General features: G+C 64.7%; 23 protein-coding genes. 15 read left to right on the top strand and 8 right to left on the bottom strand.

Annotated elements, in window-relative coordinates:
- Positions 1-17: 17 nt before the first annotated feature.
- The 7 genes from C491_RS10325 (at position 18) to C491_RS10295 (ending at position 8,046) form a co-directional block, all read left to right on the top strand.
- Entirely contained in the window at positions 18-1,703 is a 1,686-nt protein-coding gene (locus C491_RS10325) for a Na+/H+ antiporter NhaC family protein (RefSeq protein WP_005555905.1), read from the top strand.
- A gap of 48 nt (positions 1,704-1,751) precedes the next feature.
- Positions 1,752-2,549 (top strand): VOC family protein, encoded by a 798-nt coding sequence (locus tag C491_RS10320; protein ID WP_005555904.1) that lies wholly within the window; start codon positions 1,752-1,754, stop codon positions 2,547-2,549.
- Between the two features lie 100 nt (positions 2,550-2,649).
- On the top strand, positions 2,650-3,399 hold the full coding sequence (locus C491_RS10315) for a phosphatase PAP2 family protein (protein WP_005555903.1): 750 nt from the start codon (positions 2,650-2,652) through the stop codon (positions 3,397-3,399).
- A gap of 5 nt (positions 3,400-3,404) precedes the next feature.
- Positions 3,405-4,007, top strand: a complete 603-nt coding sequence (locus tag C491_RS10310; protein ID WP_005555902.1) for a hypothetical protein — start codon at positions 3,405-3,407, stop codon at positions 4,005-4,007.
- On the top strand, positions 3,991-4,494 hold the full coding sequence (locus C491_RS10305) for a metal-dependent hydrolase (protein ID WP_005555901.1): 504 nt from the start codon (positions 3,991-3,993) through the stop codon (positions 4,492-4,494). Before C491_RS10310 ends, C491_RS10305 begins: the two co-directional genes overlap by 17 nt.
- A 377-nt stretch (positions 4,495-4,871) precedes the next feature.
- The gene (locus C491_RS10300) at positions 4,872-7,337 is read left to right on the top strand and encodes a BGTF surface domain-containing protein (protein WP_338042742.1); all 2,466 of its coding nucleotides are present in this window, start codon (positions 4,872-4,874) and stop codon (positions 7,335-7,337) included.
- Positions 7,338-7,848: 511 nt separating this feature from the next.
- Positions 7,849-8,046 carry a hypothetical protein gene (locus C491_RS10295; RefSeq protein ID WP_005555896.1) on the top strand — a complete coding sequence of 66 codons (198 nt, stop codon included), beginning with the start codon at positions 7,849-7,851 and terminating at the stop codon, positions 8,044-8,046.
- A gap of 2 nt (positions 8,047-8,048) precedes the next feature.
- On the opposite strand, the gene C491_RS10290 is transcribed toward C491_RS10295, so the two are convergent.
- Both C491_RS10290 and C491_RS10285 read right to left on the bottom strand, forming a co-directional pair.
- The gene (locus C491_RS10290; protein WP_005555894.1) at positions 8,049-9,368 is read right to left on the bottom strand and encodes an FAD-dependent oxidoreductase; all 1,320 of its coding nucleotides are present in this window, start codon (positions 9,366-9,368) and stop codon (positions 8,049-8,051) included.
- 68 nt (positions 9,369-9,436) lie between these two features.
- Complete coding sequence (locus C491_RS10285; RefSeq protein ID WP_005555892.1) at positions 9,437-10,732, bottom strand: TIGR00341 family protein; 1,296 nt, start codon at positions 10,730-10,732, stop codon at positions 9,437-9,439.
- Positions 10,733-10,825: 93 nt separating this feature from the next.
- Between C491_RS10285 and C491_RS10280 the strand changes: the two genes are divergently transcribed.
- The 4 genes from C491_RS10280 (at position 10,826) to C491_RS10265 (ending at position 13,063) form a co-directional block, all read left to right on the top strand.
- On the top strand, positions 10,826-11,113 hold the full coding sequence (locus tag C491_RS10280; RefSeq protein ID WP_005555891.1) for a DUF357 domain-containing protein: 288 nt from the start codon (positions 10,826-10,828) through the stop codon (positions 11,111-11,113).
- A 177-nt stretch (positions 11,114-11,290) separates the two neighbouring features.
- A complete protein-coding gene (locus C491_RS10275; protein WP_005555890.1) occupies positions 11,291-12,268 on the top strand; it encodes a transcription initiation factor IIB in 978 nt (325 codons plus the stop codon).
- 97 nt (positions 12,269-12,365) lie between these two features.
- The gene (locus C491_RS10270) at positions 12,366-12,545 is read left to right on the top strand and encodes a DUF7836 family putative zinc-binding protein (protein ID WP_005555889.1); all 180 of its coding nucleotides are present in this window, start codon (positions 12,366-12,368) and stop codon (positions 12,543-12,545) included.
- 281 nt (positions 12,546-12,826) lie between these two features.
- Positions 12,827-13,063, top strand: a complete 237-nt coding sequence (locus tag C491_RS10265; RefSeq protein WP_005555888.1) for a UPF0058 family protein — start codon at positions 12,827-12,829, stop codon at positions 13,061-13,063.
- Positions 13,064-13,170: 107 nt separating this feature from the next.
- On the opposite strand, the gene C491_RS10260 is transcribed toward C491_RS10265, so the two are convergent.
- Positions 13,171-13,662, bottom strand: a complete 492-nt coding sequence (locus C491_RS10260) for a DUF555 domain-containing protein (protein ID WP_005555887.1) — start codon at positions 13,660-13,662, stop codon at positions 13,171-13,173.
- A gap of 124 nt (positions 13,663-13,786) precedes the next feature.
- On the opposite strand from C491_RS10260, the gene C491_RS10255 reads away from it, so the two are divergent.
- Entirely contained in the window at positions 13,787-14,668 is an 882-nt protein-coding gene (locus tag C491_RS10255) for a DNA-3-methyladenine glycosylase family protein (RefSeq protein ID WP_005555886.1), read from the top strand.
- A 2-nt stretch (positions 14,669-14,670) separates the two neighbouring features.
- Here the strand turns inward: C491_RS10255 and C491_RS10250 are convergent, their stop codons facing one another.
- The gene (locus C491_RS10250; RefSeq protein WP_005555885.1) at positions 14,671-14,919 is read right to left on the bottom strand and encodes a hypothetical protein; all 249 of its coding nucleotides are present in this window, start codon (positions 14,917-14,919) and stop codon (positions 14,671-14,673) included.
- 103 nt (positions 14,920-15,022) lie between these two features.
- Between C491_RS10250 and C491_RS10245 the strand changes: the two genes are divergently transcribed.
- Positions 15,023-15,301 (top strand): acylphosphatase, encoded by a 279-nt coding sequence (locus tag C491_RS10245; RefSeq protein ID WP_005555884.1) that lies wholly within the window; start codon positions 15,023-15,025, stop codon positions 15,299-15,301.
- Here C491_RS10245 and C491_RS10240 read toward each other — a convergent pair whose 3' ends face one another.
- Positions 15,302-15,817: a hypothetical protein gene (locus C491_RS10240; RefSeq protein ID WP_005555883.1), complete on the bottom strand. Its 516-nt coding sequence runs from the start codon at positions 15,815-15,817 to the stop codon at positions 15,302-15,304.
- A 75-nt stretch (positions 15,818-15,892) separates the two neighbouring features.
- Between C491_RS10240 and C491_RS10235 the strand changes: the two genes are divergently transcribed.
- Both C491_RS10235 and moaC read left to right on the top strand, forming a co-directional pair.
- Positions 15,893-17,320 carry a bifunctional ADP-dependent NAD(P)H-hydrate dehydratase/NAD(P)H-hydrate epimerase gene (locus C491_RS10235; RefSeq protein ID WP_005555881.1) on the top strand — a complete coding sequence of 476 codons (1,428 nt, stop codon included), beginning with the start codon at positions 15,893-15,895 and terminating at the stop codon, positions 17,318-17,320.
- Positions 17,313-17,852, top strand: coding sequence for a cyclic pyranopterin monophosphate synthase MoaC (moaC, locus tag C491_RS10230; RefSeq protein ID WP_049891749.1), 540 nt, complete (start codon positions 17,313-17,315; stop codon positions 17,850-17,852). Before C491_RS10235 ends, moaC begins: the two co-directional genes overlap by 8 nt.
- Before the next feature lie 183 nt (positions 17,853-18,035).
- On the opposite strand, the gene C491_RS10225 is transcribed toward moaC, so the two are convergent.
- From C491_RS10225 to C491_RS10215, 3 genes are all read right to left on the bottom strand, one after another.
- Positions 18,036-18,779 (bottom strand): beta-ketoacyl-ACP reductase, encoded by a 744-nt coding sequence (locus C491_RS10225; RefSeq protein ID WP_005555878.1) that lies wholly within the window; start codon positions 18,777-18,779, stop codon positions 18,036-18,038.
- Between the two features lie 139 nt (positions 18,780-18,918).
- Positions 18,919-20,304, bottom strand: coding sequence for a class III poly(R)-hydroxyalkanoic acid synthase subunit PhaC (phaC, locus tag C491_RS10220; protein ID WP_005555876.1), 1,386 nt, complete (start codon positions 20,302-20,304; stop codon positions 18,919-18,921).
- A complete protein-coding gene (locus C491_RS10215) occupies positions 20,301-20,846 on the bottom strand; it encodes a poly(R)-hydroxyalkanoic acid synthase subunit PhaE (RefSeq protein WP_005555874.1) in 546 nt (181 codons plus the stop codon). The genes phaC and C491_RS10215 overlap by 4 nt, the downstream gene beginning before the upstream one ends.
- Between the last annotated feature and the right edge of the window lie 17 nt (positions 20,847-20,863).

The following is a 20,863-nucleotide window of genomic DNA, read 5'->3' as shown; positions in this document are numbered from 1 at the left end:
GCGATGTACGTCCGATCATGTCTGAGTTCGGAGCGTTATCGTTGTTACCGCCGCTGCTCGCGATCGTGCTCGCGGTCGTCACGCGGCGGCCGATGCTCTCGCTGTTCCTCGGCGTCTGGTCGGGTGCGATCATCTACACCGAGAGTCTCGGCATCGGACAGACGTTCGACTGGATCGTCGGCGCGATCATCGCCGACGAGGGGTTCCACGTCCAGATCCTGTTGTTCACCATCCTACTCGGCTCGGGCGTCGCACTGATCTGGCGACTCGGCGGTGCGACCGCCGTCCGCAACTGGGCGACCGAACGACTCGAGAGCCAGCGCACGGTCGGGCTCACGACCTGGATTCTGGGGCTGCTCATGTTCTTCGACGACTACGCCAACACGGCGATCGTCGGCAGCACGATGCGCGAGATCTCCGACCAGTTCCGGATCTCCCGCGAGAAGCTCTCCTACATCGTCGACTCGACGGCCGCGCCCGTCGCGACGATCGGGCTCTCGAGCTGGGTCGCCTTCCAGCTCTCGCTGATCGCGGGCGCCTACGAGGACCTCGGCGTCGACGGCGAGGCGCCGACGGCGTTCGAGACGTTCGTCTGGTCGATTCCGTACAACACCTACGCGCTGCTGGCGATCGCGATGGTGGGCATCATCGTCTACACGCGACGGGACTTCGGCGAGATGCTCGACGCCGAACACCGCTCGTGGAAGCAGGGGCTCGTCAGCCGCGAGGACGCCACCCCGCTCCAGGAGGTCGAGAAGGATCTCGGAAAGCCGATCGATGACCGCCCGATGCTGCGGACGTTCTTCGCGCCCGTCGTCGTCCTCGTCGCGGTGACTCTTGCGGGCGCGTTCTGGACCGGGTACGAGGCCTGGACCGGGGAGCAGGCCGAGGAGGGTGCGCCGACGACGATCGGCGCGGCCGCCGACGAGACGGGGCTCCTCCAGGTGCTCGTCGATATCGTCGGCGCCGGCGACTTCGCCGGCGCGCTGGTCTGGGGCTCGTTCGCCATGGTGGCGGCCGCGATCGCGATCGGCGTCGTCTACGACCTCTTCGATCTCGGCGACGGCGTCGACACCGTCCTCGACGGGTTCCGACTCATGGTGACCGCCGTGACGATCCTCGTCCTCGCGTGGTCGATCAGCGACGTCGCGGACGCCCTCGGAACGGGCGACTTCGTCGCCGGCTACGTCGGCGAGGCGATCCCGCTCGAGCTGCTGCCGGTCGTCGTCCTGTTCGTCGCGGCGTTCGTCGCGTTCACCATGGGGTCGTCGTGGGCAACGATGGGGATCGTCACGCCGATCGCGATCCAGGTCGTCTACGAGCTGACCGGTTCGTTCGACCTCATGCCCGTCGTCGTCGGCGCCGTCTTCTCCGGGGCGATCTTCGGCGACCACACCTCGCCGATCTCGGATACCTCGGTGCTGTCCTCGACGTTCACCGGGGCGGACCTGATCGACCACGTCCGAACGCAGCTCTACTACGCTGTGACCGTCATGAGCGTCGTGGTCCTCTGTTACCTGCTGTACGGCTACCTCGGGCTCTCGCCCGCGATCTTCCTGCCGATCGGACTCGTCGTCCTCGTCGGACTCGTCTACGGACTCTCGGAGCTCGACGCAAAACGCAAGGGCGTCGAGCCGAAGGCGTCCTCGGTCGACGTCGATGCCGGGGCTCACGGGACCGAGTCGGTCGACGACGCCGAGTAGACCGCCGGCTTCGCCACGCTTTTGAGATTTCCCGGCGTTGGTCCGGGTATGGAGGGCACGCTCGATCACGTCATGCTTCGCGTCGGCGACCTCGAGGAATCGCTCGACTGGTATCAGACCCACCTCGAGTACGAGGAGAAAGACCGCCACGAGGGCGACGGCTTCACCATCGTCTACCTCGGCCCCGAGGAGATGCACGAGGAGGAGGCGATGCTCGAGCTCACCCACAACGAGGGCGAGGACGACCTCGAGGTCGGCGACGCCTGGGGTCACATCGCCGTGCGCGTTCCTGACGGCGAACTCGAGGAGCACTACGAGCAGCTGATGGACGAGGGCGTCGACGACTATCGGGACCCCGAGTCCTGTGGCGGCCGGTACGCCTTCGTGAAGGACCCCGACGGCCACGAGGTCGAGATCGTCCAGCGCGACCCCGAGCAGGGCGCGACCTGGTCGCTCGACCACACCATGATCCGCGTCGAGGACGCCGACGACGCGCTCGGCTTCTGGACCCGCAAGTTCGAGTACGAACACACCGGCCGCTGGGAGTCGGATTCGTTCGCGAACTACTTCATGAAACCCGAGGACGCGAGCGACGCGGCGATGGCCGTCGAACTCACCTACAACTACGACGGCCGCAGCTACGACTTCGGCGACGCCTGGGGCCACCTCTGTGTCCGCATGGACGACCTGGAGGAGGACTGGGACCAGCTCATGACCCGCGAAGCGGCGGACTACCGTGATCCCGAGAGCAACGACAACATGTATGCCTTTACGAAAGACCAGGACGGCCACGAGATCGAGCTGCTCGAGCGGGATCCCGACGCCGACTCGCTGTTCCCGTTCTAGGTCGTTTTTGGTCCAGATTTTTCGAGCGAGGCTCACGCCACGAGCGCTGGCGCGCGACTGAAACGCGAACCGTTTACCTGGTGGCGTCCCGTCTTGCGGTATGAGCCGCAGCGTCGGCGCGACCGAACTCCTCCGCGACTTTCTCCCCGAGTGGACGACGCTGCTGTTCGTCGCGCTCTCTTACCCCGGGAAGCTGACGCTGCTCGTTCCCGTGCTCGGAGTGTTCTACCTTCAGGACGTCGGCCGAACGCTTCGAGCGGGAGTTCCCGACGGGCGACCGCTCTGTTCCGATCGAACCGCGTACGTCCTCGCGGTCGCGCTCGGGGGGCTCGCGTTCGTCGTTCTGGTCAAGGGCACGTTCGCGCTTCCTCGCACCGATCCCAGCCTGCACGCGGTGTCCTCGAGCGAGCACGGCTTTCCCAGCGGCCACGTCATGGCGGCGGTGAGCACCTGGGGTGCGTTCGCGCTGTGGACGACCCACAGTACCCGCGCCCGGCGGCTGCTCGCTGCCGGCGCGGTCGTCGCCGTCGTCGGCTTCGCCCGACTCGCGCTCGGCATCCACTACCTCGTCGACATCCCCGTCTCGATCGTCCTCGCCGTCGCGTATCTCGGCGCGATCGCCTGGCTCGCTCGCGGCGACCCCTGGCGAGCGTTTCTCGCGGCGATCGCGATCGCCGTCCTCGCGGTTCTCGTCGACGCCGCCAGCACGCGAGCGCTGCTCTCTCTGGTCGGCACCGTCGGCGCCGTCGTCGGCTGGCGCACCCTCGAGGCGCCGCCGATCCGTCGGCGGCTCCGGGCGCGCTTCGGCGAGGAGAGCGCAACGCCTATGCCGAGTCGCCCCGGCGAGTGAACCGAATGTCGAGCCGAGAGCCGTTCGGACAGGGCGCCCGCCTTCTCGCGATCGGACTCGTCGTCGTGGCCCTCGCCGGGCTGATCGTCTGGGCCGGCGCCAGCCCCGCCGAGCCGATGGAGAGCGAACTCCCCGACGAGACCGAGGTGCCCAACGACCGGGCCGGCTACGTCGGCGAGGAGGTCGTCCTCGGCGGCGAGGTCGTCGAGACCGATCCGGTCGTCATCGCGACGCGTGCGAGTGGTTACGGCCAGTTCACGGTCCTCGAGGCCGACGCGGCCGTCCAGAACACCGACGACGCCCTCGAGGTCGGCGACCAGGTCACGGCCTCCGGGACGCTCGAGGACGAGGACACCCTGGCTGCGGAGCGGGCGACCGTTCAGGAGCCCGGCGACACGCAGTACATGATGCTGATCTCGCTGCTTGGCGGACTCTTGGTCGTTGGCCGCGTGCTTCGGGACTGGCGGTTTGACCTCGAGCGACTCGCGTTCGTTCCGCGCGAGCGTGCGCGGTCGCGTGATAAATCCAGAGAGTCGGCCGCCGAGGACGGCCGTGAGCGGACCGACGACGCGCTCGAGGCGCCCGCGGGAGGTGATCGCGGTGGCTGACGTCCTCACCCACGTGCTGGCGGGCTACGTGCTGGGGATGGTGCTGGCCTTCCGCTACGACTGGATGGGGCCGGCCCACGTCACGATCGTCATGGTCGGCGCGCTCGCGCCGGACTTCGTGAAAGCCGAGATCTTCCTCCCCGACGGCCTGATGCAGTACCTGCTAGGGATCCCCTTCTCCTGGGCGCCGCTGCACACCCTTGGGGGGACGATTTTGCTCGGCCTGCTGACGGCGCTGTTGCTCGCACCCGAGTATCGACGGCAGGCGTTCGCGCTGTTTCTGCTCGGCGCCGCCTCCCACCACGTGCTAGATATCGCGCTCATCACGCCGTCGGGCCAGGCCTACGCGGTCTTCTGGCCTCTGCTCGACTACCGCCCACCCGCGGGCGGGCTCTACCTGAGCAGCGACCGCTGGCCCGCGCTGGTTGCGGGACTCGCGTCCGTCACGGTGTGGGCGCTGCATCGGTATCGGGACGCTCAAGGGTAGGCGTCGGCGGTCGGCTCTTTTCGCGCGTAGTCTTTCTGTCGTTTTAGCGGTGGTAGTTCGGTGTTCTCGAGAGGGTGGCTCGAGGGAACCCTCTGTGATTGACACCAGTATCAAATTAACTCTAATTCCCTCTTGGATTGCATCTACTCTATACTCATAACTAAGAAATACGTACGATAGAGGAGTAGAATCAGTCAATCAGTAGTTTACAGGATAGTGCTATGGAATACTCGAGAGGCGCTAAAACATCTTGATAAACAGCTATCGAGCGGAATTAGATATATTAGAAATTGGAGTGGTTGTTCAGAAAGCTTATTACACAGTTGCCAAAAGAGGCGATTACCCCTACCCGGGGCGAGTCGGCTGCGACACCGCTGATGGTTGACTCGCTCTCCGCTCGATCGCACGCAAACCAACCAACAAGACAACAAATGACAAGCGAAACTTCATTCCGCGAAAAGGGACGTGCAGCGTTCCTTGCTGCGCTGATGGTCATGTCTGTGGTCGCCATGTCGATGTCCTTCGCAGGGGCGGCAGCGGCCAACAGCAATGACCAAGTAGAGTTTGACCTCACTGAGGACGATAGCCTCAGTGGTGAAGATATCTGGATCGGACAGGAACTCGAAGTCGACGGTGACTTCGACGAGCCCGTTCAGCTGAAGGACGGTATCCACACCGAGGACGGTGACGCAGAAACCCTCGACACGCTCCGACCTGACGACGATGGTATCGTGACCGTCGAGACGGACGAGCTCGAGGACGACGAACCGTACCACCTGTACTACACTGGTGACACCAGTGAGGCAGAATTCGATGTTGACGACCTCGGTACCTTCTGGGCTAACGAGCACTCGATCGATGTCGACTTCGACGCTGACGTCGTGACCGAGGACGGTACCCTCACCATCGAGGACCTCGATGACCGCGAGGATGTTGACGTTCACGTGAGCGGCGAGCACGAGAACGAGAGCATCGACGAGGACGACCTCACGGAGATCTTCGAGGACGCTGAAGATGAAGAGCTTGAGGATGCGGTCCTCATCGAGGAAGTCAACGAAGATGACGACCTCGAGGCTGACTTCTCCGACGAGAGCACCGGCGACTACGAGTTCACGGTCGACGTCGTTGACACGACGGCCGAGGACTCCGCCGAGATCACGGTCGGTGAGGAGCCGGAAGCTGACGCACAGTTCAACGAATCCACCTACGAGCAGAACGTCGGTGACGTCGCCGAGTTCGGCGTCGACCACGACGGCACTGAGGACGTCACAATTACCGTGACGGACGAAGAAGAGTACTACACCGCTGAGATCGAGACCGCTGAGGACGAGGACGTCAGCGATGCTGACAACCTGACGGTCGAGTTCGACTCCTACGAAGCGGGCCAGGAAGACGGTGACCCCGTCACCGTTACTGATGACGAAGGTGAGCCTGTTGATGTTGACGTGACGGAAGCACTCGACGAGGATGAGGACGCTACCCTCGACGCGGATGAGGACGAGCGCCTCCTCCCCGGTGACTACGAGCTGGAAGTCTTCCCCGGAACTGAGGACGAGACCGACGCTGCGGTCCTCGTTCTCGACGACCGATCGACCGGCGACATGAACACCTGGATCGCGCCTGGTGACGAGTTCGATGCGGATGAAATCGAACTCGAGGACATCGAGGACTCGACCGAGAGCGACTCGGTTGCTGAGGAAGACCTCCTCGTTGTCGGCGTCGAAGCGTCCGGTATCTACAGCTACGGTATCGATGACGGTCAGTGGACTGGCGAAGAGGACCTCGAACTCAAGTTCGAGGATACCGACGAGCCGCGCTACGGCAGCGCTGACACGATCGAACTCGAGGAAGGCGATGACGTCATCGTCGATGAAGACGAGAACCGCTTCTTCGTCGTCGTTGATGTCGAGGACGAAGCGGACCTCGAGGCTGACGAGACCTGGGACGTCACGTTCACCGTCGGCGACGACAACGACTATGTCGACGACGAGGAAACCGCTGAAGCGCAGTTCGATGTCGAGGAGTCCTTCGTCGAATTCGTCGGTGACGAGGACGACGAGGGTCAGCTCCAGATCGAGAACAGCAACGAGTCCGAGATCACGGCCGAGACGAACCTCGCGCCGGGCACGGACGGTGACTTCCGACTCCGCGCGAGTTCGGAGATCTACACGTCCGACGCTGAGGTCGACGACGACGGCGTCCTCGCGACGACCTTCGACCTGAGCAGCCACGATGAGGACGACGAGATCCGTACCCTCAGCGCATCGGTCGGCGACGCTGAGACTGACGACGACGACGTCGACGCCGTCTTCGTCTCCGCCGCCGACGACGATGAGGAGGAGACGAAGGACGGCTTCAAGATTGACGCCGACGCCCCATCCGAGGTCAACGTTGACGATGACGCCAGCCTCGACGTGGACGTCGTGAACAACAACGGCGAGGCCGGCAACGCGACGCTCGAGGCCACCGTCGGTGACGAGGAGTACACCGAGGAGCTCGAGCTCGACGCCGGTGACTCCGTGAGCGAGTCCTTCGACTTCGACACCAGCGAAGAAGCTGACATCGACTGGTCCGTCGAGACTGACGACGACAGCGCATCCGGTACGCTGACCGTCAGCGACGAGGGCGACGCGAACGGTGAGAACGGCGAGAACGGCGCCAACGGTGAGAACGGTGAGAACGGCGCCAACGGTGAGAACGGTGAGAACGGTGCCAACGGCGACGACGCCAACGGTGCTGACGACGCCGACGACGACGACGAGACCGTGCCCGGATTCGGTGTCGCCGTCGCCATCGTCGCACTGCTCGGCGCCGCGATGCTCGCGCTCCGCCGTCAGAACTAACGCCGACTAACTACCGGACTCCGTCCGGTCCTTGCGATTCGCGACACTCCGCCTTTTTTGAACCCTCACGCCCCGAAGTGGCGACGCTTCGCAGTAGTTTCCGATTCTGATCATCGAGGCGCAGGAGAGTCGTGATTCAAACTTAGTGGACAAAGAGGCAGACATAATGGCTCGATCTACTACTGTGGCTGACAATACCGTTCTGCTACTTCTGGACACACGGGATTGCCACGCCCTCCCCAGCCGATTCTCTTAGTCACTCCGTTCCCTCGTTCATCCCTCACACGATGTTAACGATCAGTTCTCGCTATCGCTCGACCTGATCGCCAGCGCGCGCCACCGCAGTGTGGCCCGGGTAGTCTCGGAGAAGAGGGCTGTTCCGTATCTATGCAATCGGAACGAAGACCGAGCGGCGAACGCGACGCAGTTCGGACTCGCTCTCGCTGAGACGAACGGACGGTTCCTCGAGCCGACCAGTACCCTCAAGCCGTCTTCGAACCCACGTCCGGTAATGAACGAAACCGGCGAGGCGATGACGGATCGGGAACGGACCGTGAAGGCCCTCGCTGTCGGACTCGCCTGCGGGGTCGTCATCGCCGTCGGGTTCGTCGCCGTCTTCGACGACCTCCTGTTAGGTGCGTCGTCGGGACTCACGTTCGGGGTCGTAATTGCAGCAGTACTGGCCGACCGCTGGGAAAGCGAGAACTGAGTTCAGTCGTCGGCCGCGGCGGCCTCGGTCTCGGCGCTCGACTCGGCGCGCTCGAGGTCCTCGAGGTACTCGTCGGCGTCCAGTGCCGCCTTCGAGCCCATTCCGGCGGCCGTGACGGCCTGCTGGTAGTGGTAGTCGACGACGTCGCCGGCGCCGAAGATGCCGGGGACGTCGGTCTCGGTCTGTCCGCCGCCGTCGCCGCCCTGCGTACGGAGGTAGCCCTCGTCGTCCATCGTGACGCCGGTGCCCTCGAGGTACGCCGTGTTCGGCGTGTGACCGATGGCGAAGAAGACCGCGCCGACGTCGAACTCGAACTCGTTGGTCTCGGGGTCGTCGAGTCGGTCGGTCGGGTGGCCCTGCTCGTTCTCGACGAGGGTGACGTGGTCGACGCCTGCCTCCTGAGAGCCGTGGATCTCGGTGACCTCGGTGTTTTTCATAATCTCGATCTCGCCCTCCTCGACCTTCTCGTGGACGCGGTCGATCCAGTACTGCTCGGCGCGGAACTCCTCGCGTCGGTGGGCGATGTAGACGGTGTCGGCGAACTTCGTGAGGAACGTCGCCTCCTCCATTGCGGCGTCGCCCCCGCCGACGACGAGCATGTCCTCGTCGCGGAAGAACGCGCCGTCGCAGGTCGCACACGTCGAGAGCCCGTAGCCCATCAGCTCGTCCTCGCCGGGGATGCCGAGGGTTCGGGCGCTGGCACCGGAGGCGGCGATGATCGCGTCGGCGGTGTAAACGTCGCCGTTCGTGAGTTCGACGCGGAACGGGCGCTGGTCCGCATCGACGGACTCGATGATGCCGTTTTTGAGCTCGGCGCCGAACTGTTTGGCCTGCTCTTTCATGTTGTTGACCAGGTCGGGACCGCTGATCCCCTCCGGAAAGCCGGGATAGTTGGCGACGTCGGTGGTCAGGGTGAGCTGGCCGCCGGGCTCGTCGCCCTCGATGACCAGCGGCTGGTTGTCGCCCCGACCGGCGTAGATCGCCGCGGTGAGACCGGCGATCCCGGTGCCGGCGATGATCAGCTTGCGGTGTTCGGTCTCCGAGCCACCATCGGTAACGAGCCCGAGCTTCTCGTCAAGTTCGCCAGTTTCCTCGAGCGCGGCGGTCTCGTCCCAGCCGCCGATGAGTTCGTCGTCGATGAAGACCTCGGGAGCGGTCTTGCGGCCCTCGGCGCGCTCGACCATCTCCTCGAACAGCTCGTCGTCGCCGGTGACGTTGTACGTCTCGTACTCGATACCCTTGCTATCGAAGAGGTCCTTCGCCTTGTCGCAGTAGGGACACTGCGTCTTGGTGTAGATCTCGACGCGTGGCTGCTCGCTCATACACCGTTGTTAGGAAACTGGACCTAAACCCCTTGCGTTCCCAGCGCCGTTCGCGGTGTACAACCGGTCTACCCGTCCGCAGCCGCTCCCTCGATGAACTCCAGGATAACGGACACCTCGTGATCCGTCTCTGCTTCGAGGCGGTCCTCGAGGGTTGTCGCGAGGTCGGGATACGGGACGTCGGCGGGGCGTCGAACGGCGACGGTTACGCCCGTCTCGTTGCTGATCGCACCGCCGTCGTAGAACTCCGTCTCGAGTTCGACCAGTTCGAGCTCCTCGTACTCGTCGTCGTCGAGTGCCGACCGAACTTCGTCGTTGACCTCGCTTTCGAAGACGACGTGTTGGCCGAGCACGACACCGGCGCCGGCCAGCACCACGATACTAATGAGGGCCATGACGGCGACCGTGCCGAGTCGGTCCCTGGTGATGTTCGCCCGGAGGTTACCCCGGGTCCACCCGTCGGGCCGGTAGCCGAGATACCAGAAGACGACGAGTCCGGCGAGCAGGATCGACGTGGCGTTGATCGCGACCAGGACGAACGCGCCGATCGCAACGCCGACATCGCCCCAGGCGAGCCCGATGCCGACCGCCGCGGCCGCCGGAATGAGCGCAGCGGCGATCATCACGCCGACCAGTGAGACCGGAATCGCCGTCGCGAGCCCGAACGCGCCCGCGGCGCCGGCACAGACGCCCACGACGAGCGCGAGCAGCCCCGGCGAGATTCGGTTCTGGACCTGCTCGATCGCCGTGATATCGATAGTGCCCGGAACGACGCCACCAGTTCGGACCAACCAGGCGAACGCGAACGCCCCGAGCATCGCCGCGAGCAGTCCGATCACCATCGCCGACACCCCGTCGACGAACATCCGGCGGTCGTCGAGGACGAGCCCGACGGTTCCGGTCAGTGCCGCACTGATCTGTGGCGCGATCACCATCGAGCCGACGACGACGGCGGGCGAATCGAGCAGCAAGCCTGCGGTCGCCACGATCGCGCTCAGTAGGGTCATCGCGTAGTAGGTGACGGGGCCCGGCGTCATATTCAACGCCTTCGACCGGATCTCCGCTTTGGCGATGCTGTCGTCCTCCTCGCGGCCGTTGACGAACCGCTCTTCGAGCTCCTCGATTTGGGGCGTGCGGGCGGTTTCGATCGCGGAGACGACGATGAACTCGTCCTCGATTCCGGCCTCCCGCAGGGAGGTCAGCACGTGGTCGACGGCCTGGGTCGGAACCGGCAGTGTGATCAGTTCGGCGTCGACCTCCTCGCTGCACTCGCTGGTTCGAACGTAGTCGAGCCCCTCGTCGTCGAGAACCCGAAGTGCTTCGCTCCGCCTCTCGTCGGGAACGAGCACTTGGAGAAGTCGCATTCCCAACTCGTCTCTTGGCCATTCGGAAAGGCATATCGTTCCGTTTCCGACGCTCGGCGACGCACTTACGGTCTCGAGCGACGAGACCCGACCATGACCGCGGACCTCGAGGAGAAGACGGATCGGTACGGCGAACTGCTCGCGGAGGCGCTCGAGGCGGCGTCGATCGCGCCGCCGGATGGAACGCCGATGGCCGACGCTGCAGAGGACTGTTACGGGATGGCGGCGTCCTACCTCGAGGACGGTCGCCACTTCCGCGAGCAGGACGACCCCGTCAACGCGCTCGCGTCGTTCTCGTACGGTCACGCCTGGCTCGATGCGGGCGCTCGGATCGGCCTCTTCGAGGTGCCGACGGAGGGCCATCTGTTTACCGTCGAGTAGCTCGGGAGACGTACACGATCAATCACTATGTAACCGAAACGTATATACCAAAAGTACCGGTTAGTTTATAACGTAGGCGAAATCTTTATATGGGTTACGGTCTTACAATATGTTAACTGAGGCAGCCGGGTTTCTTCTGGCATCCCCACCCGGTAGCCCCGAGTAACCATCCCAACCATGACAGACAACATTCGAACTTACACCCGAGAGGACGAGACGACAACCGAGGAGGAAACCCAAGCGGAACAGGGCGAAAAGGAGCAGTGTCCGGAGTGTGGTGGCCGGGTCATCTCGGACACCGAGCACGCCGAGACGGTATGTCAGGACTGCGGGCTCGTCGTCGAGGAAGACGAGATCGACCGCGGCCCCGAGTGGCGCGCCTTCGACGCTGCCGAGAAGGACGAGAAGTCCCGGGTCGGCGCCCCGACGACGAACATGATGCACGACCAGGGACTGTCGACGAACATCGGCTGGCAGGACAAGGACGCCTACGGCCGCTCGCTCTCGAGTCGCCAGCGCCAGAAGATGCAGCGTCTTCGCACCTGGAACGAGCGCTTCCGCACCCGCGACTCCAAGGAGCGCAACCTCAAGCAGGCCCTCGGTGAGATCGACCGCATGGCCAGTGCGCTCGGCCTCCCCGAGAACGTCCGCGAGACTGCAAGCGTCATCTACCGGCGGGCCCTCGAGGAAGACCTGCTGCCTGGCCGATCGATCGAGGGCGTCGCAACCGCTGCGCTGTACGCCGCGGCTCGTCAGGCCGGCACCCCCCGTAGCCTCGACGAGATCTCCGCGGTCAGCCGCGTCGACAAGATGGAGCTGACCCGCACGTACCGCTACGTGATCCGGGAACTCGGGCTTGAGGTCCAGCCCGCCGACCCCGAACACTACGTACCGCGGTTCGTCAGCGACCTCGATCTCTCCGACGAGACCGAGCGCATGGCCCGCGATCTGCTCGAGTCGGCCCGACAGGAGGGCGTCCACAGCGGCAAGTCGCCGGTCGGCCTCGCGGCCGCCGCCGTCTACGCCGCCGCCCTGCTTACCAACGAGAAGGTCACCCAGAACGACGTCAGCGAGGTCGCCAGCATCTCCGAGGTCACCATCCGCAACCGGTACAAGGAGCTGCTCGAGGCCTCCGACTCGGCGGCCCCAGCCTAACGGACGTCGTCGTTGGGAGCAGGTTCTCGGCTGCGGATTTCGCACCCGGAGTGCGACTGCGACAAAGCTTTTCATCTCCGGTGTGAAACGGTGTGTCATGGACGAAACGACCGTTCAGTTGTTGTGTCCCGAGTGTGCCAAAGACTGGCAGGTGTCCCCCGGCGAGCTCCCAGATCCTGCGGAGATGTTCCACTGTCCGAACTGTCACGCGTCCCGTCGGACCGCGGAGTTCACCCGGACCGACCGTGACCTTCAGACGTTGAAACAGCTCGGTTAACCGGCGACGATCGGTTCAATTCTCCCGTCCGTCCTCGCCAGAACGTTCACGAATAGATGAAAGTTTAATAATCAACAAAATACCTCTACGAGAGTGAACAGAAATATCCGGTTACGGAGCGAATTGTGATGTTGTAGTCGGTCCCTTCCGGGAGTTTCCAGGTGGTTCTACGGTGGTTGAATCCGTTCTCGAGCGTGATACGCGCCGAACTCGGCTCCAGGGTCGTGCTAACGAGACTCAAGATAATAATATAACCCTGCAGCGGATAGGAATGGATGGTTATGAAGAAACAGGAGCTCATTCACCTTCACGGACTTCTTGCGGAGGTATCCAACCAGTGTGCGGAGTGGGAGAACTGTCAGATCGACCTCGAGGAGTACGAGTCGCGCGGTATTCGACCGACATCGATCCACAAGTCGAAAACGGACCACAAGGCCGCTGTATTTGCGCTTGCGGGCGGAATCACCACGAACATGCGCGAGGACGAGCAGGAAGCAGTCGCCGCCACTGCAGACTAGTTGTCACGACGTCTCCTTCGATCGTTACCGGCTACTGGTGAGACCGTTTCTTATCGTTTCGTCTCCGTTCGGGCTCCTGAATCGGACTGAACCGATCGAAAACCGGCTTACTCGACGAGGTCCTCGAACTCCGGCAGGATCTCCTCGTCGTCCTCGTCGCCCTCGTCCGTTTTCCCGTCGCCGTCGCTTTCGTCCGTCTCCGTCTCCTCGTTCGAGTCCGTCGACTCCGATTCCGAGTCCTCGTCGTCGGCATCGTCGTCGTCCTCCTCGATCGTCTCGACCTCGAGTACCTCGAGCGGGATGTTCTCGAGGCGCTGACCGATCTCCTTGCGGGCGATCCGGGAGGCGTGTTCCTCGCGTTCGACGTTGAACACGGTCATCTCGAGTTCGAGTGCCACCAGCGCCTCGTCGGCTGCGATAAACGCCGGTGGGAGCTCCTCTCCCTCTGGGGAGGTTCGCTCGCCCATGTTGATCTCGACGTAGTTCAGGTCAGGGTTCAACATCTCGCCGGTCTTCGAGATGGCGATACGGATCGCCTCGTCTTCCGTCTCGACGTCGAACACCGGAACGGCAGCCTCGACGACAACCCTGCAGTGCATACGAAAACGTACTGTCGCCTACAGTATCAAGGTTCGCCCCGGCCGCCGATTCGCCGTGCAGGTCTCGGTCGAGACCGGTTTCGCTCCGAAAGGCCCAAGCCCTCGCTCCCGAAGACTCCGACGGATGGAGACCGGCGAAATCGAACTCGAGGAGCTCTCCGGCGGACTCGATCTGTACCGCACGCTCGAGAGCGGGCAGACCTACCTCTGGCGGCGTACCGACGGCGAGATGTACGGCGGCGAGCCGGCGCCCGACGAGTGGTACTACACCGTCGTCGACGGCGCCGTTGTCCGCGTCCGGAGTCGAGATGGCGTCCTCGAGTGGGAGTCGTCGATCGACGCCGACCCGCTCGTTCGGCGGCTGTTGCGTCTCGAGGACGACCTCGAGGCGATCGTCGCAGCCGCACCAGACGATCCGCTGTTAGACGAGGCCTACGAGGCCCACCGGGGGCTACGACTCGTCGACGACCCCTCCTTTGGCACCCTAATTTCGTTCATCTGCTCGGCCCAGATGCGGGTGAGCCGCATCCACGGAATGGTGTCGACGCTGGCCCGTGAGTACGGCGAGCCGATCGCCTTCGACGGCGAGACCTATCATGCCTTTCCGACCCCGGAACGGCTCGCGACGGCGACCGAGGATGAGTTACGCGAGCTGGGACTGGGGTATCGCGCGCCGTACGTCGTTCGCACCGCGGAGATGGTCGCCGACGGCGAGGCACACCCCGAGGAGGCCCGAGACCTCGCGTACGAGGCCGCCCGCGAGTCGCTGAAACGGTTCGTCGGCGTCGGTGACAAGGTCGCGGACTGCGTTCTCCTCTTTTCGCTCGAGTTCGACCAGGCCGTGCCGCTCGACACCTGGCTTCGGACCGCGATCGAGGAGTACTACCCCGACTGCGACCGGGGCTCCTACGACGAAACCTCGAGGGCGCTCCGCGAACGGTTCGGCGGCGAGTACGCCGGTTACACGCAGACGTACGTCTTTCACCACCTGCGAACTCGAGAATAGTGTCACTCGCGGTAATCGTTTCGTCCGGTAATCGCCCAGTACGTCTGTGAAACGATCGTAATCGCGAACACGATCGCGAGTCCCGCGGCGACGTACGTGGCGATCGTCGCACCCAGCAGGTACCACGTCAGCGCGCCGGCGACGAGGACGAACAGTACGGCGCCGACGAACAGCTCGAGTAGCTCCCGGATCGTCGCGCGGCTCGTCGAGACGTCGAGGTACTCCTCCTCGAAGCGTTCGATGGGACCCATTTGCAGTCCGTTGTCCCCCGAGGGTTCTTTCGGTATCGGTTCGGGTCGAGGGCCGACGGGTCGGACGGCTGGATTTTTCCCGGTCGCCGACGACGCCACGCGTATGACGGATCGAACCCGCGCACACGTCTTCGTTTCCGGAAACGTACAGGGCGTTTACTACCGCGCGACGACTCGCGACACGGCCCGTAAGGAAGGCGTCGACGGCTGGGTCAAAAACCTCGAGGACGGCCGCGTCGAGGCGGCGTTCGAGGGTCCTGAGAGCGCAGTCGAGTCGATGCTCGAGTTCTGTCAGGAGGGCAGTTCCGCGGCCGACGTCGACGAGGTCGAAGTCGAGTACGGAGAGCCCCAGGGCGAGGACGGGTTCGAGATTCGGTACTGACTACGGTGTCTCGGCCTGGGCGTCGACCTCGTCGAGGAGGTCGGCGAGCCACGGCGGTTCGTCGGTGTGTGCCCAGGTGGCCCACTCGGCCTTCTCGCCCGCGTAGTACGCTCGGTAGGCCGCGACGGGGTCGTCGGGCCGTTTGTACTCGTCGGGCATCGCCTGCGGGCGCGGCGTCGGCTCCTCGGTGGAAAACTCGATCTCGTCTGGGTCGATCCGCTCGATTACTTCCCAGCTGGCGTGGTCGCCGTCCTTCTCGTAGCGCTCGACGAACTCCGCGTTGAGCGCCTCGGCGTGTTCGCGCAGGCGAAGCCAGTTCGCCCGCGACTCCGTCGCCCACTCGGTGACAGGGTGGCCGGTGTGGGTCGCCGCGTAGAGAAACTCGTCGTCCCGGCCGTTCTCACGGGCCGCGGTACACAGTACCTGCGCGGCCTCGAGCAGTAGCTTGTTGACGTGCTCGTCGCAGTGGTACCGTGCCGCGAGCCGGGGGTCCTCGTCGAGCCAGAAGACGTTCACGGCCGGGGTTGGGACGCGACCCGATTGAGCGTTTCGTCCGCAATCTTCAACGGTGACCCTCTCGAACCCAGGACCATGATCACGGGCGAACGGATGGCCGCAGTCGACGAGAACGCCGCAGCGCTTGGCGTCTCGCAGAAGCAGCTGATGGAGTCGAGCGGGAACGCGGTCGCGCGAGCCGTCCGCGAGGTCGCGGAGCCGGACTCGAGCGTCGCCGTCGTCGCCGGACGCGGGAACAACGGCGGGGACGCGTTCGTCGCCGTTCGGTTCCTGGAGAAGTACGACGTCACCACGCTCCTGCTCGGACGCGCCGACCGAATCGGCACCGACATCGCTCGCGAGAACTGGACCGCCCTGCAGAACGCGGGCTACGACACGCAGGAAGTGACGGACTCGAGCGAATTCGATCTCCCCGACTGCGACGTCGTCGTCGACGCGATGCTCGGGACAGGGATCAGCGGCGACCTCCGCGAGCCCGCCGCGACCGCAGCCGAGGCGATCAACGCGGCCGACGCGACCGTCGTCGCCGTCGACGTCCCCTCGGGGTTCGACGCCGACGGGGGTGAGGTCGCCGACAACGCCGTCGAGGCGGATCGCGTCGTCACCTTCCACGATACGAAACCCGGCCTCGCCGAGCTCGAGGCCGAACTGGCGGTCGCCGACATCGGCATCCCCGCGGCTGCCGAACGGGACGTCGGCCCCGGCGACATCTCCCTCGCTCGGCCCGACGGCCGCGAAGGTCGACCGTACGTCATTGGTGGCGGTCCCTACACCGGTGCGCCCGCCCTCGCTTCCCAGGCTGCGCTGCGGGCGGGCGCCGAACTCGCCTTCGTCGCCGCGCCCGAGTCCGTCGCCGGCGAGATTCAGGGGTACGCCGAGGACCTCATCGTCCAGCCCTACGAGAACGAGATCCTCACGCCCGACGTGGCCGAGGACCTCCTCGAGACTGCCGAGGAGTACGACAACGTCGTCGTCATCGGTCCCGGCCTGGGCACCGACGACGAGACCCTCGAGGCCACGCGGGGGTTCCTCTCGTCGTACTCGGGGACGGCGGTCGTCGACGCGGACGCCCTCGAGGTCGTCCCGGAGATCGAGACCGACGCGACGCTGGTCTGTACGCCGAACCGGGGTGAACTCGCGCGGATGGGCGGACCCGACACCGACGACCTGGCCGCGGTGGCCGACGAGATCGAGAGCTTCGCCGCGGAGCTGGGCCACCTCGTCCTCGCGAAGGGCGAAAACGACGTGATCACCGACGGCGAGCGAACGCGGGTCAGTCGATCGGGGACGGTCGGCATGAAGGTCGGCGGCACCGGCGACACGCTCGCCGGAATCGTCGCCGCGTTACTCGAGGGCGCCGAGCCGATGGACGCCGCGGCCGCAGGTGCACAGGTCAACGGGCTCGCCGGCGAACGCCTCGCCGAGCGCCACGAGCACGGCTACCTGGCGTCGGAGCTGCTCGGGGAGCTTCCCGCGGTGCTGTGGGGTGGTGACGATGAGTGACGATCCGTCCCCCGCCGAGGGTACGAACCCGGATCCGCGGAGCGGCGACGATTCCGGCGCCGAGGAGCTCACGCACACCACCGACGAGGGCGAGGTGCAGATGGTCGACGTCGGCGACAAACCCGACAGCGAACGACGGGCGGTCGCCGCGGGCGAGATTCGCCTGCAGCCCTCGACGATCGAGGCGATCCGCGACGACGAGATCGGCAAGGGCGACGTGCTCGCGACGGCCCGGATCGGCGCCGTCCAGGCCGTCAAACACACCTGGGAAACGATTCCGATGTGCCACCAGATTCCGATCACGAACGTCGACACCGCGTTCGAACTCGGCGAGGACCGGGTCGAGTGCGAGGTGGCCGTCGAGACCACCGGAAAGACGGGCTGTGAGATGGAGGCCATCGAGGGCGTCACGACGGGGCTCAACGTCGTTTGGGACATGGTCAAGGCCGTCGAGAAGGACGACGAGGGGCAGTATCCCGACACGGGAATCGAGAACGTCCGGGTCCTCGCAAAGGAGAAGCGAACGGACTGAGCGGGCTCGCGTTCGCCGTCGCGTTCGTTTTTGAGCGGTCCCGATTCGATCAGTCGTCGTCCGCCTCGAGACAGGCTCGAAAACGCAAACGAAATCGCAAACGGAAACGTAAACAAAATGTAAACGGCGGCGCCACTCGAGGATCGATGCATCGACGGCGACAAAAAGCGAGCGAGCCGGTGTTTACAGGTCCATCCCGCCGTTGACGTCGATCACTTCGCCCGTAATGTAGGAGGACTCCTCGCTCGCGAGGAAGCGAACGACGGCGGCGATGTCCTCCACCTCCGCCAGCCGCTCGAGGGGGATCCCCGAGATGATCCGCTCGAGGACGTGGTCGGGAACGCTCTCGACCATGTCGGTCCGGGTAAAGCCGGGCGCGACGCAGTTGGCCGTCGAGCCGCCCTGGGCGAACTCGAGGGCGATCGTCCGAGTGAAGCCGAACATCCCGCTTTTCGCGGTCGCGTAGTTGGCCTGCCCGAAGTTCCCCTGCTTGCCGACGACGCTCGAGATGTTGATGAGTCGTCCCTCCTCTGCGTTCCAGATGTCGTCGTAGAACGTCTGGGTGCAGTTGAACATCCCGCCGAGATTGACGTCCATCACTCGGTCCCACTCCGCGCGGGACATCTCGGTGAACTGCTTGTCGGCGGTGATCCCGGCGTTGTTCACGAGCACGTCGGCCGGCCCGAACGCCTCGTGGCAGACGTCGCGCATGTGCTCTACCTCTTCGGGGATCGAGACGTCGGCCTGGGCCGTAATCGCTCGTCCGCCGGCATCCTCGATCGCCTCGACGGCCTCGTGGGCGGCCCCCTCCGACGACCGGTAGTTGATGACGACGTTCGCACCCTTCTCGCCGAGGTGTTCCGCGATTCCGCGCCCGATCCCGCGCGCCGAGCCTGTGATGATACAGGTACGTCCCTCCATGGACATCGTTACTCTACACTGCACCACCGATTGTTATATAACGACCTGTTGGGTTTCGCTCCTTACTACGGTGAATAAAAGACGGCCGTGTCCAACTTGAAGCCGGGAGGGCAGCGGCGCGGTTGCGCCGGAACGTCAGCGGACGTTATCGCTCGCCGGCCTGGTCGATCCAGTCCTCGAGGCGGGCGACGGCGATTTCGGTCTCGTCGGCGAGCTCCTCGGCGTCGGCGTCGGCCAGCTCCTCGAAGCTGGTGATGCCGACCGCGGCGAGGTCGTTCGCGTAGGATTGGCCGACGCCGTCGATCTCGGTGAGATCGTCGACCTCGGTCTCCTCGAGGGCCTCCTCTGAGAACTCGTCGAGACCGGTCTCGTCGCCCTCGACGTCGCCCGCGAGGGCGGCGTCGGGCTCGTCGGGCTCGGGGGTCTCCGGCTCGGCCTCGGTCTCGACCGTCGAACGGGCCTCGAACCAGTCGCAGACGTCGGGCCAGAGTTCGGCGTGGCTCCGGGAGGAGACGGACATCCCGATGTGGCCGGTCGCGAACTCCATGACCTCGGTGTCGTCGGAGGCGACGGCCTCGTTGAACGGTTTCGAGGCTCCTGGCGGGATGAGGTGGTCGTACTCCGCGACGATCTGCAGGACGGGCATGTCGATGTTCGAGACGTCGACTTCCTCGCCACCAAGCTCGAGTTCGTTTCCGATGAGCTTGTTCTCCTGGTAGATGTCGCGGATGAACTCCTCGTAGGCCTTGCCGGCGACGTCGATCCCCTCGTCGAGCCAGCGCTCCATCCGGCCGAAGTTCTCGACGAAGTCCGCGTCCTCCATGTTGTCGTAGAACCGGACGTACTTCGTCACGTTGTTCGCGACGGGATCCATCAGCGCGAATCCGACGTCCAGGAACTCCGCGGGGACGTTGTCGAACGTCTCGGTGACCGTCTCGGGGTCGTAGTAGTCCTCGCTACCCCACAGCTCGAGGACGCCGCCCTCGCCCGCAAAGCAGAGGCCGGCGGCCATCAGCGCGAGGTTCTCGACCTTCTCGGGGTGCCGGGCGGCGTACATCGCCGACATCGTCCCGCCCATGCAGTAACCCAGTACGTTGATCGCGTCCTGACCCGAGCGCTCACGGACCTCGTCGACGCAGTTGTCGATGTAACGGTTGACGTAGTCGTCGAGCCCAAGCGTTCGGTCGAGCTTCGAGGGCTCGCCCCAGTCGATCAGATAGACGTCGAAGCCGGCCTCGAGCAGCGTCTGGACGACCGAGCGGTCGGGCTGCAGGTCGAGGATGTACGGCTTGTTGATCAGTGCGTAGACGATGAGGATCGGGATGTCGTGTTGCTCCTCGGTCTTCGACTCGTAGTGGAGCAACTGGAGCTTGTTCTCCTCGTAGACGACCTCGCTCGGGGTCTGACCGACCTCGACGTTCTCGAGGGTCTCGGTTCGGTCGGGTGCGACCTGGCTCTTCTCGGCGAGGCCGGCGGCACCCTCCCAGGCCTGGCGTTGCATCTCCAGGGCGGTCGCGTACGGATTCTTCATTGCTCCTCGAGGTGCTCGAGAACGCGGTCGAGTTTCTCCTCGACGGCGTGCTGGCGGCGCTCGAGTTCGACGAGACGGTCGCCGACCTCGACGACGTCGCTCTCGGTCGGGAAGCCGAGCGAGTGCAGCGTCTCCTCGGCGGCCTCGTCGGCCTCCTGCTGGAGTTCGAGCACGTCGCCGACGGTCTCGCCGGTCATCTTCGCGAAGGCGGTCGTCGACATGACCTCCTTGAACGCCTCGTTTGCCGTGTTGAGCCAGACGTCACGGAACTCCTCGAGTTCGACGTCCTCGCCCTCGAGCTGGTCGTTCGCTCGCTCGACCATCTGCTGGGAGGCGTTCATCCAGGCCTCGTAGGCGCGGGCGTAGCCCTCGACGCCCTCGGAGAGTTCGGCGTCGTCGCTCATCTCGCCGACGGTTTCGGCCCAGCTCTCGACGAATTGGGCCTGCGCTTCGACGTTGTTCTCGAACGCCTCGAGGAACTGCTCGTTCCACTGTTCGGCGAACGCGTTCCAGTTCTGCGCCTGTGGCGGTGTGTCTGTCATTGTAGGGGAAAATTGGA

The organism is Natronococcus amylolyticus DSM 10524, assembly GCF_000337675.1.
GTDB classification, from domain to species: domain Archaea; phylum Halobacteriota; class Halobacteria; order Halobacteriales; family Natrialbaceae; genus Natronococcus; species Natronococcus amylolyticus.
The sequence above is the reverse complement of the archived record's forward strand: the minus strand, read 5'-3'. Positions and strand labels throughout refer to the sequence as shown.

Bases quoted from the DNA above. Each gene is read 5' to 3' on its own strand.
- C491_RS10260 (WP_005555887.1), bottom strand. From the start codon at position 13,662: ATGCACTGCAGGGTTGTCGTCGAGGCTGCCGTTCCGGTGTTCGACGTC.
- C491_RS10215 (WP_005555874.1), bottom strand. From the start codon at position 20,846: ATGACAGACACACCGCCACAGGCGCAGAACTGGAACGCGTTCGCCGAA.
- phaC (WP_005555876.1), bottom strand. From the start codon at position 20,304: ATGAAGAATCCGTACGCGACCGCCCTGGAGATGCAACGCCAGGCCTGG.
- moaC (WP_049891749.1), top strand. From the start codon at position 17,313: ATGAGTGACGATCCGTCCCCCGCCGAGGGTACGAACCCGGATCCGCGG.
- C491_RS10310 (WP_005555902.1), top strand. From the start codon at position 3,405: ATGTCGAGCCGAGAGCCGTTCGGACAGGGCGCCCGCCTTCTCGCGATC.
- C491_RS10270 (WP_005555889.1), top strand. From the start codon at position 12,366: ATGGACGAAACGACCGTTCAGTTGTTGTGTCCCGAGTGTGCCAAAGAC.
- C491_RS10255 (WP_005555886.1), top strand. From the start codon at position 13,787: ATGGAGACCGGCGAAATCGAACTCGAGGAGCTCTCCGGCGGACTCGAT.
- C491_RS10265 (WP_005555888.1), top strand. From the start codon at position 12,827: ATGAAGAAACAGGAGCTCATTCACCTTCACGGACTTCTTGCGGAGGTA.
- C491_RS10225 (WP_005555878.1), bottom strand. From the start codon at position 18,779: ATGTCCATGGAGGGACGTACCTGTATCATCACAGGCTCGGCGCGCGGG.
- C491_RS10285 (WP_005555892.1), bottom strand. From the start codon at position 10,732: ATGCGACTTCTCCAAGTGCTCGTTCCCGACGAGAGGCGGAGCGAAGCA.
- C491_RS10295 (WP_005555896.1), top strand. From the start codon at position 7,849: ATGAACGAAACCGGCGAGGCGATGACGGATCGGGAACGGACCGTGAAG.
- C491_RS10235 (WP_005555881.1), top strand. From the start codon at position 15,893: ATGATCACGGGCGAACGGATGGCCGCAGTCGACGAGAACGCCGCAGCG.
- C491_RS10320 (WP_005555904.1), top strand. From the start codon at position 1,752: ATGGAGGGCACGCTCGATCACGTCATGCTTCGCGTCGGCGACCTCGAG.
- C491_RS10325 (WP_005555905.1), top strand. From the start codon at position 18: ATGTCTGAGTTCGGAGCGTTATCGTTGTTACCGCCGCTGCTCGCGATC.
- C491_RS10280 (WP_005555891.1), top strand. From the start codon at position 10,826: ATGACCGCGGACCTCGAGGAGAAGACGGATCGGTACGGCGAACTGCTC.
- C491_RS10250 (WP_005555885.1), bottom strand. From the start codon at position 14,919: ATGGGTCCCATCGAACGCTTCGAGGAGGAGTACCTCGACGTCTCGACG.
- C491_RS10275 (WP_005555890.1), top strand. From the start codon at position 11,291: ATGACAGACAACATTCGAACTTACACCCGAGAGGACGAGACGACAACC.
- C491_RS10300 (WP_338042742.1), top strand. From the start codon at position 4,872: ATGGTTGACTCGCTCTCCGCTCGATCGCACGCAAACCAACCAACAAGA.
- C491_RS10245 (WP_005555884.1), top strand. From the start codon at position 15,023: ATGACGGATCGAACCCGCGCACACGTCTTCGTTTCCGGAAACGTACAG.
- C491_RS10290 (WP_005555894.1), bottom strand. From the start codon at position 9,368: ATGAGCGAGCAGCCACGCGTCGAGATCTACACCAAGACGCAGTGTCCC.
- C491_RS10315 (WP_005555903.1), top strand. From the start codon at position 2,650: ATGAGCCGCAGCGTCGGCGCGACCGAACTCCTCCGCGACTTTCTCCCC.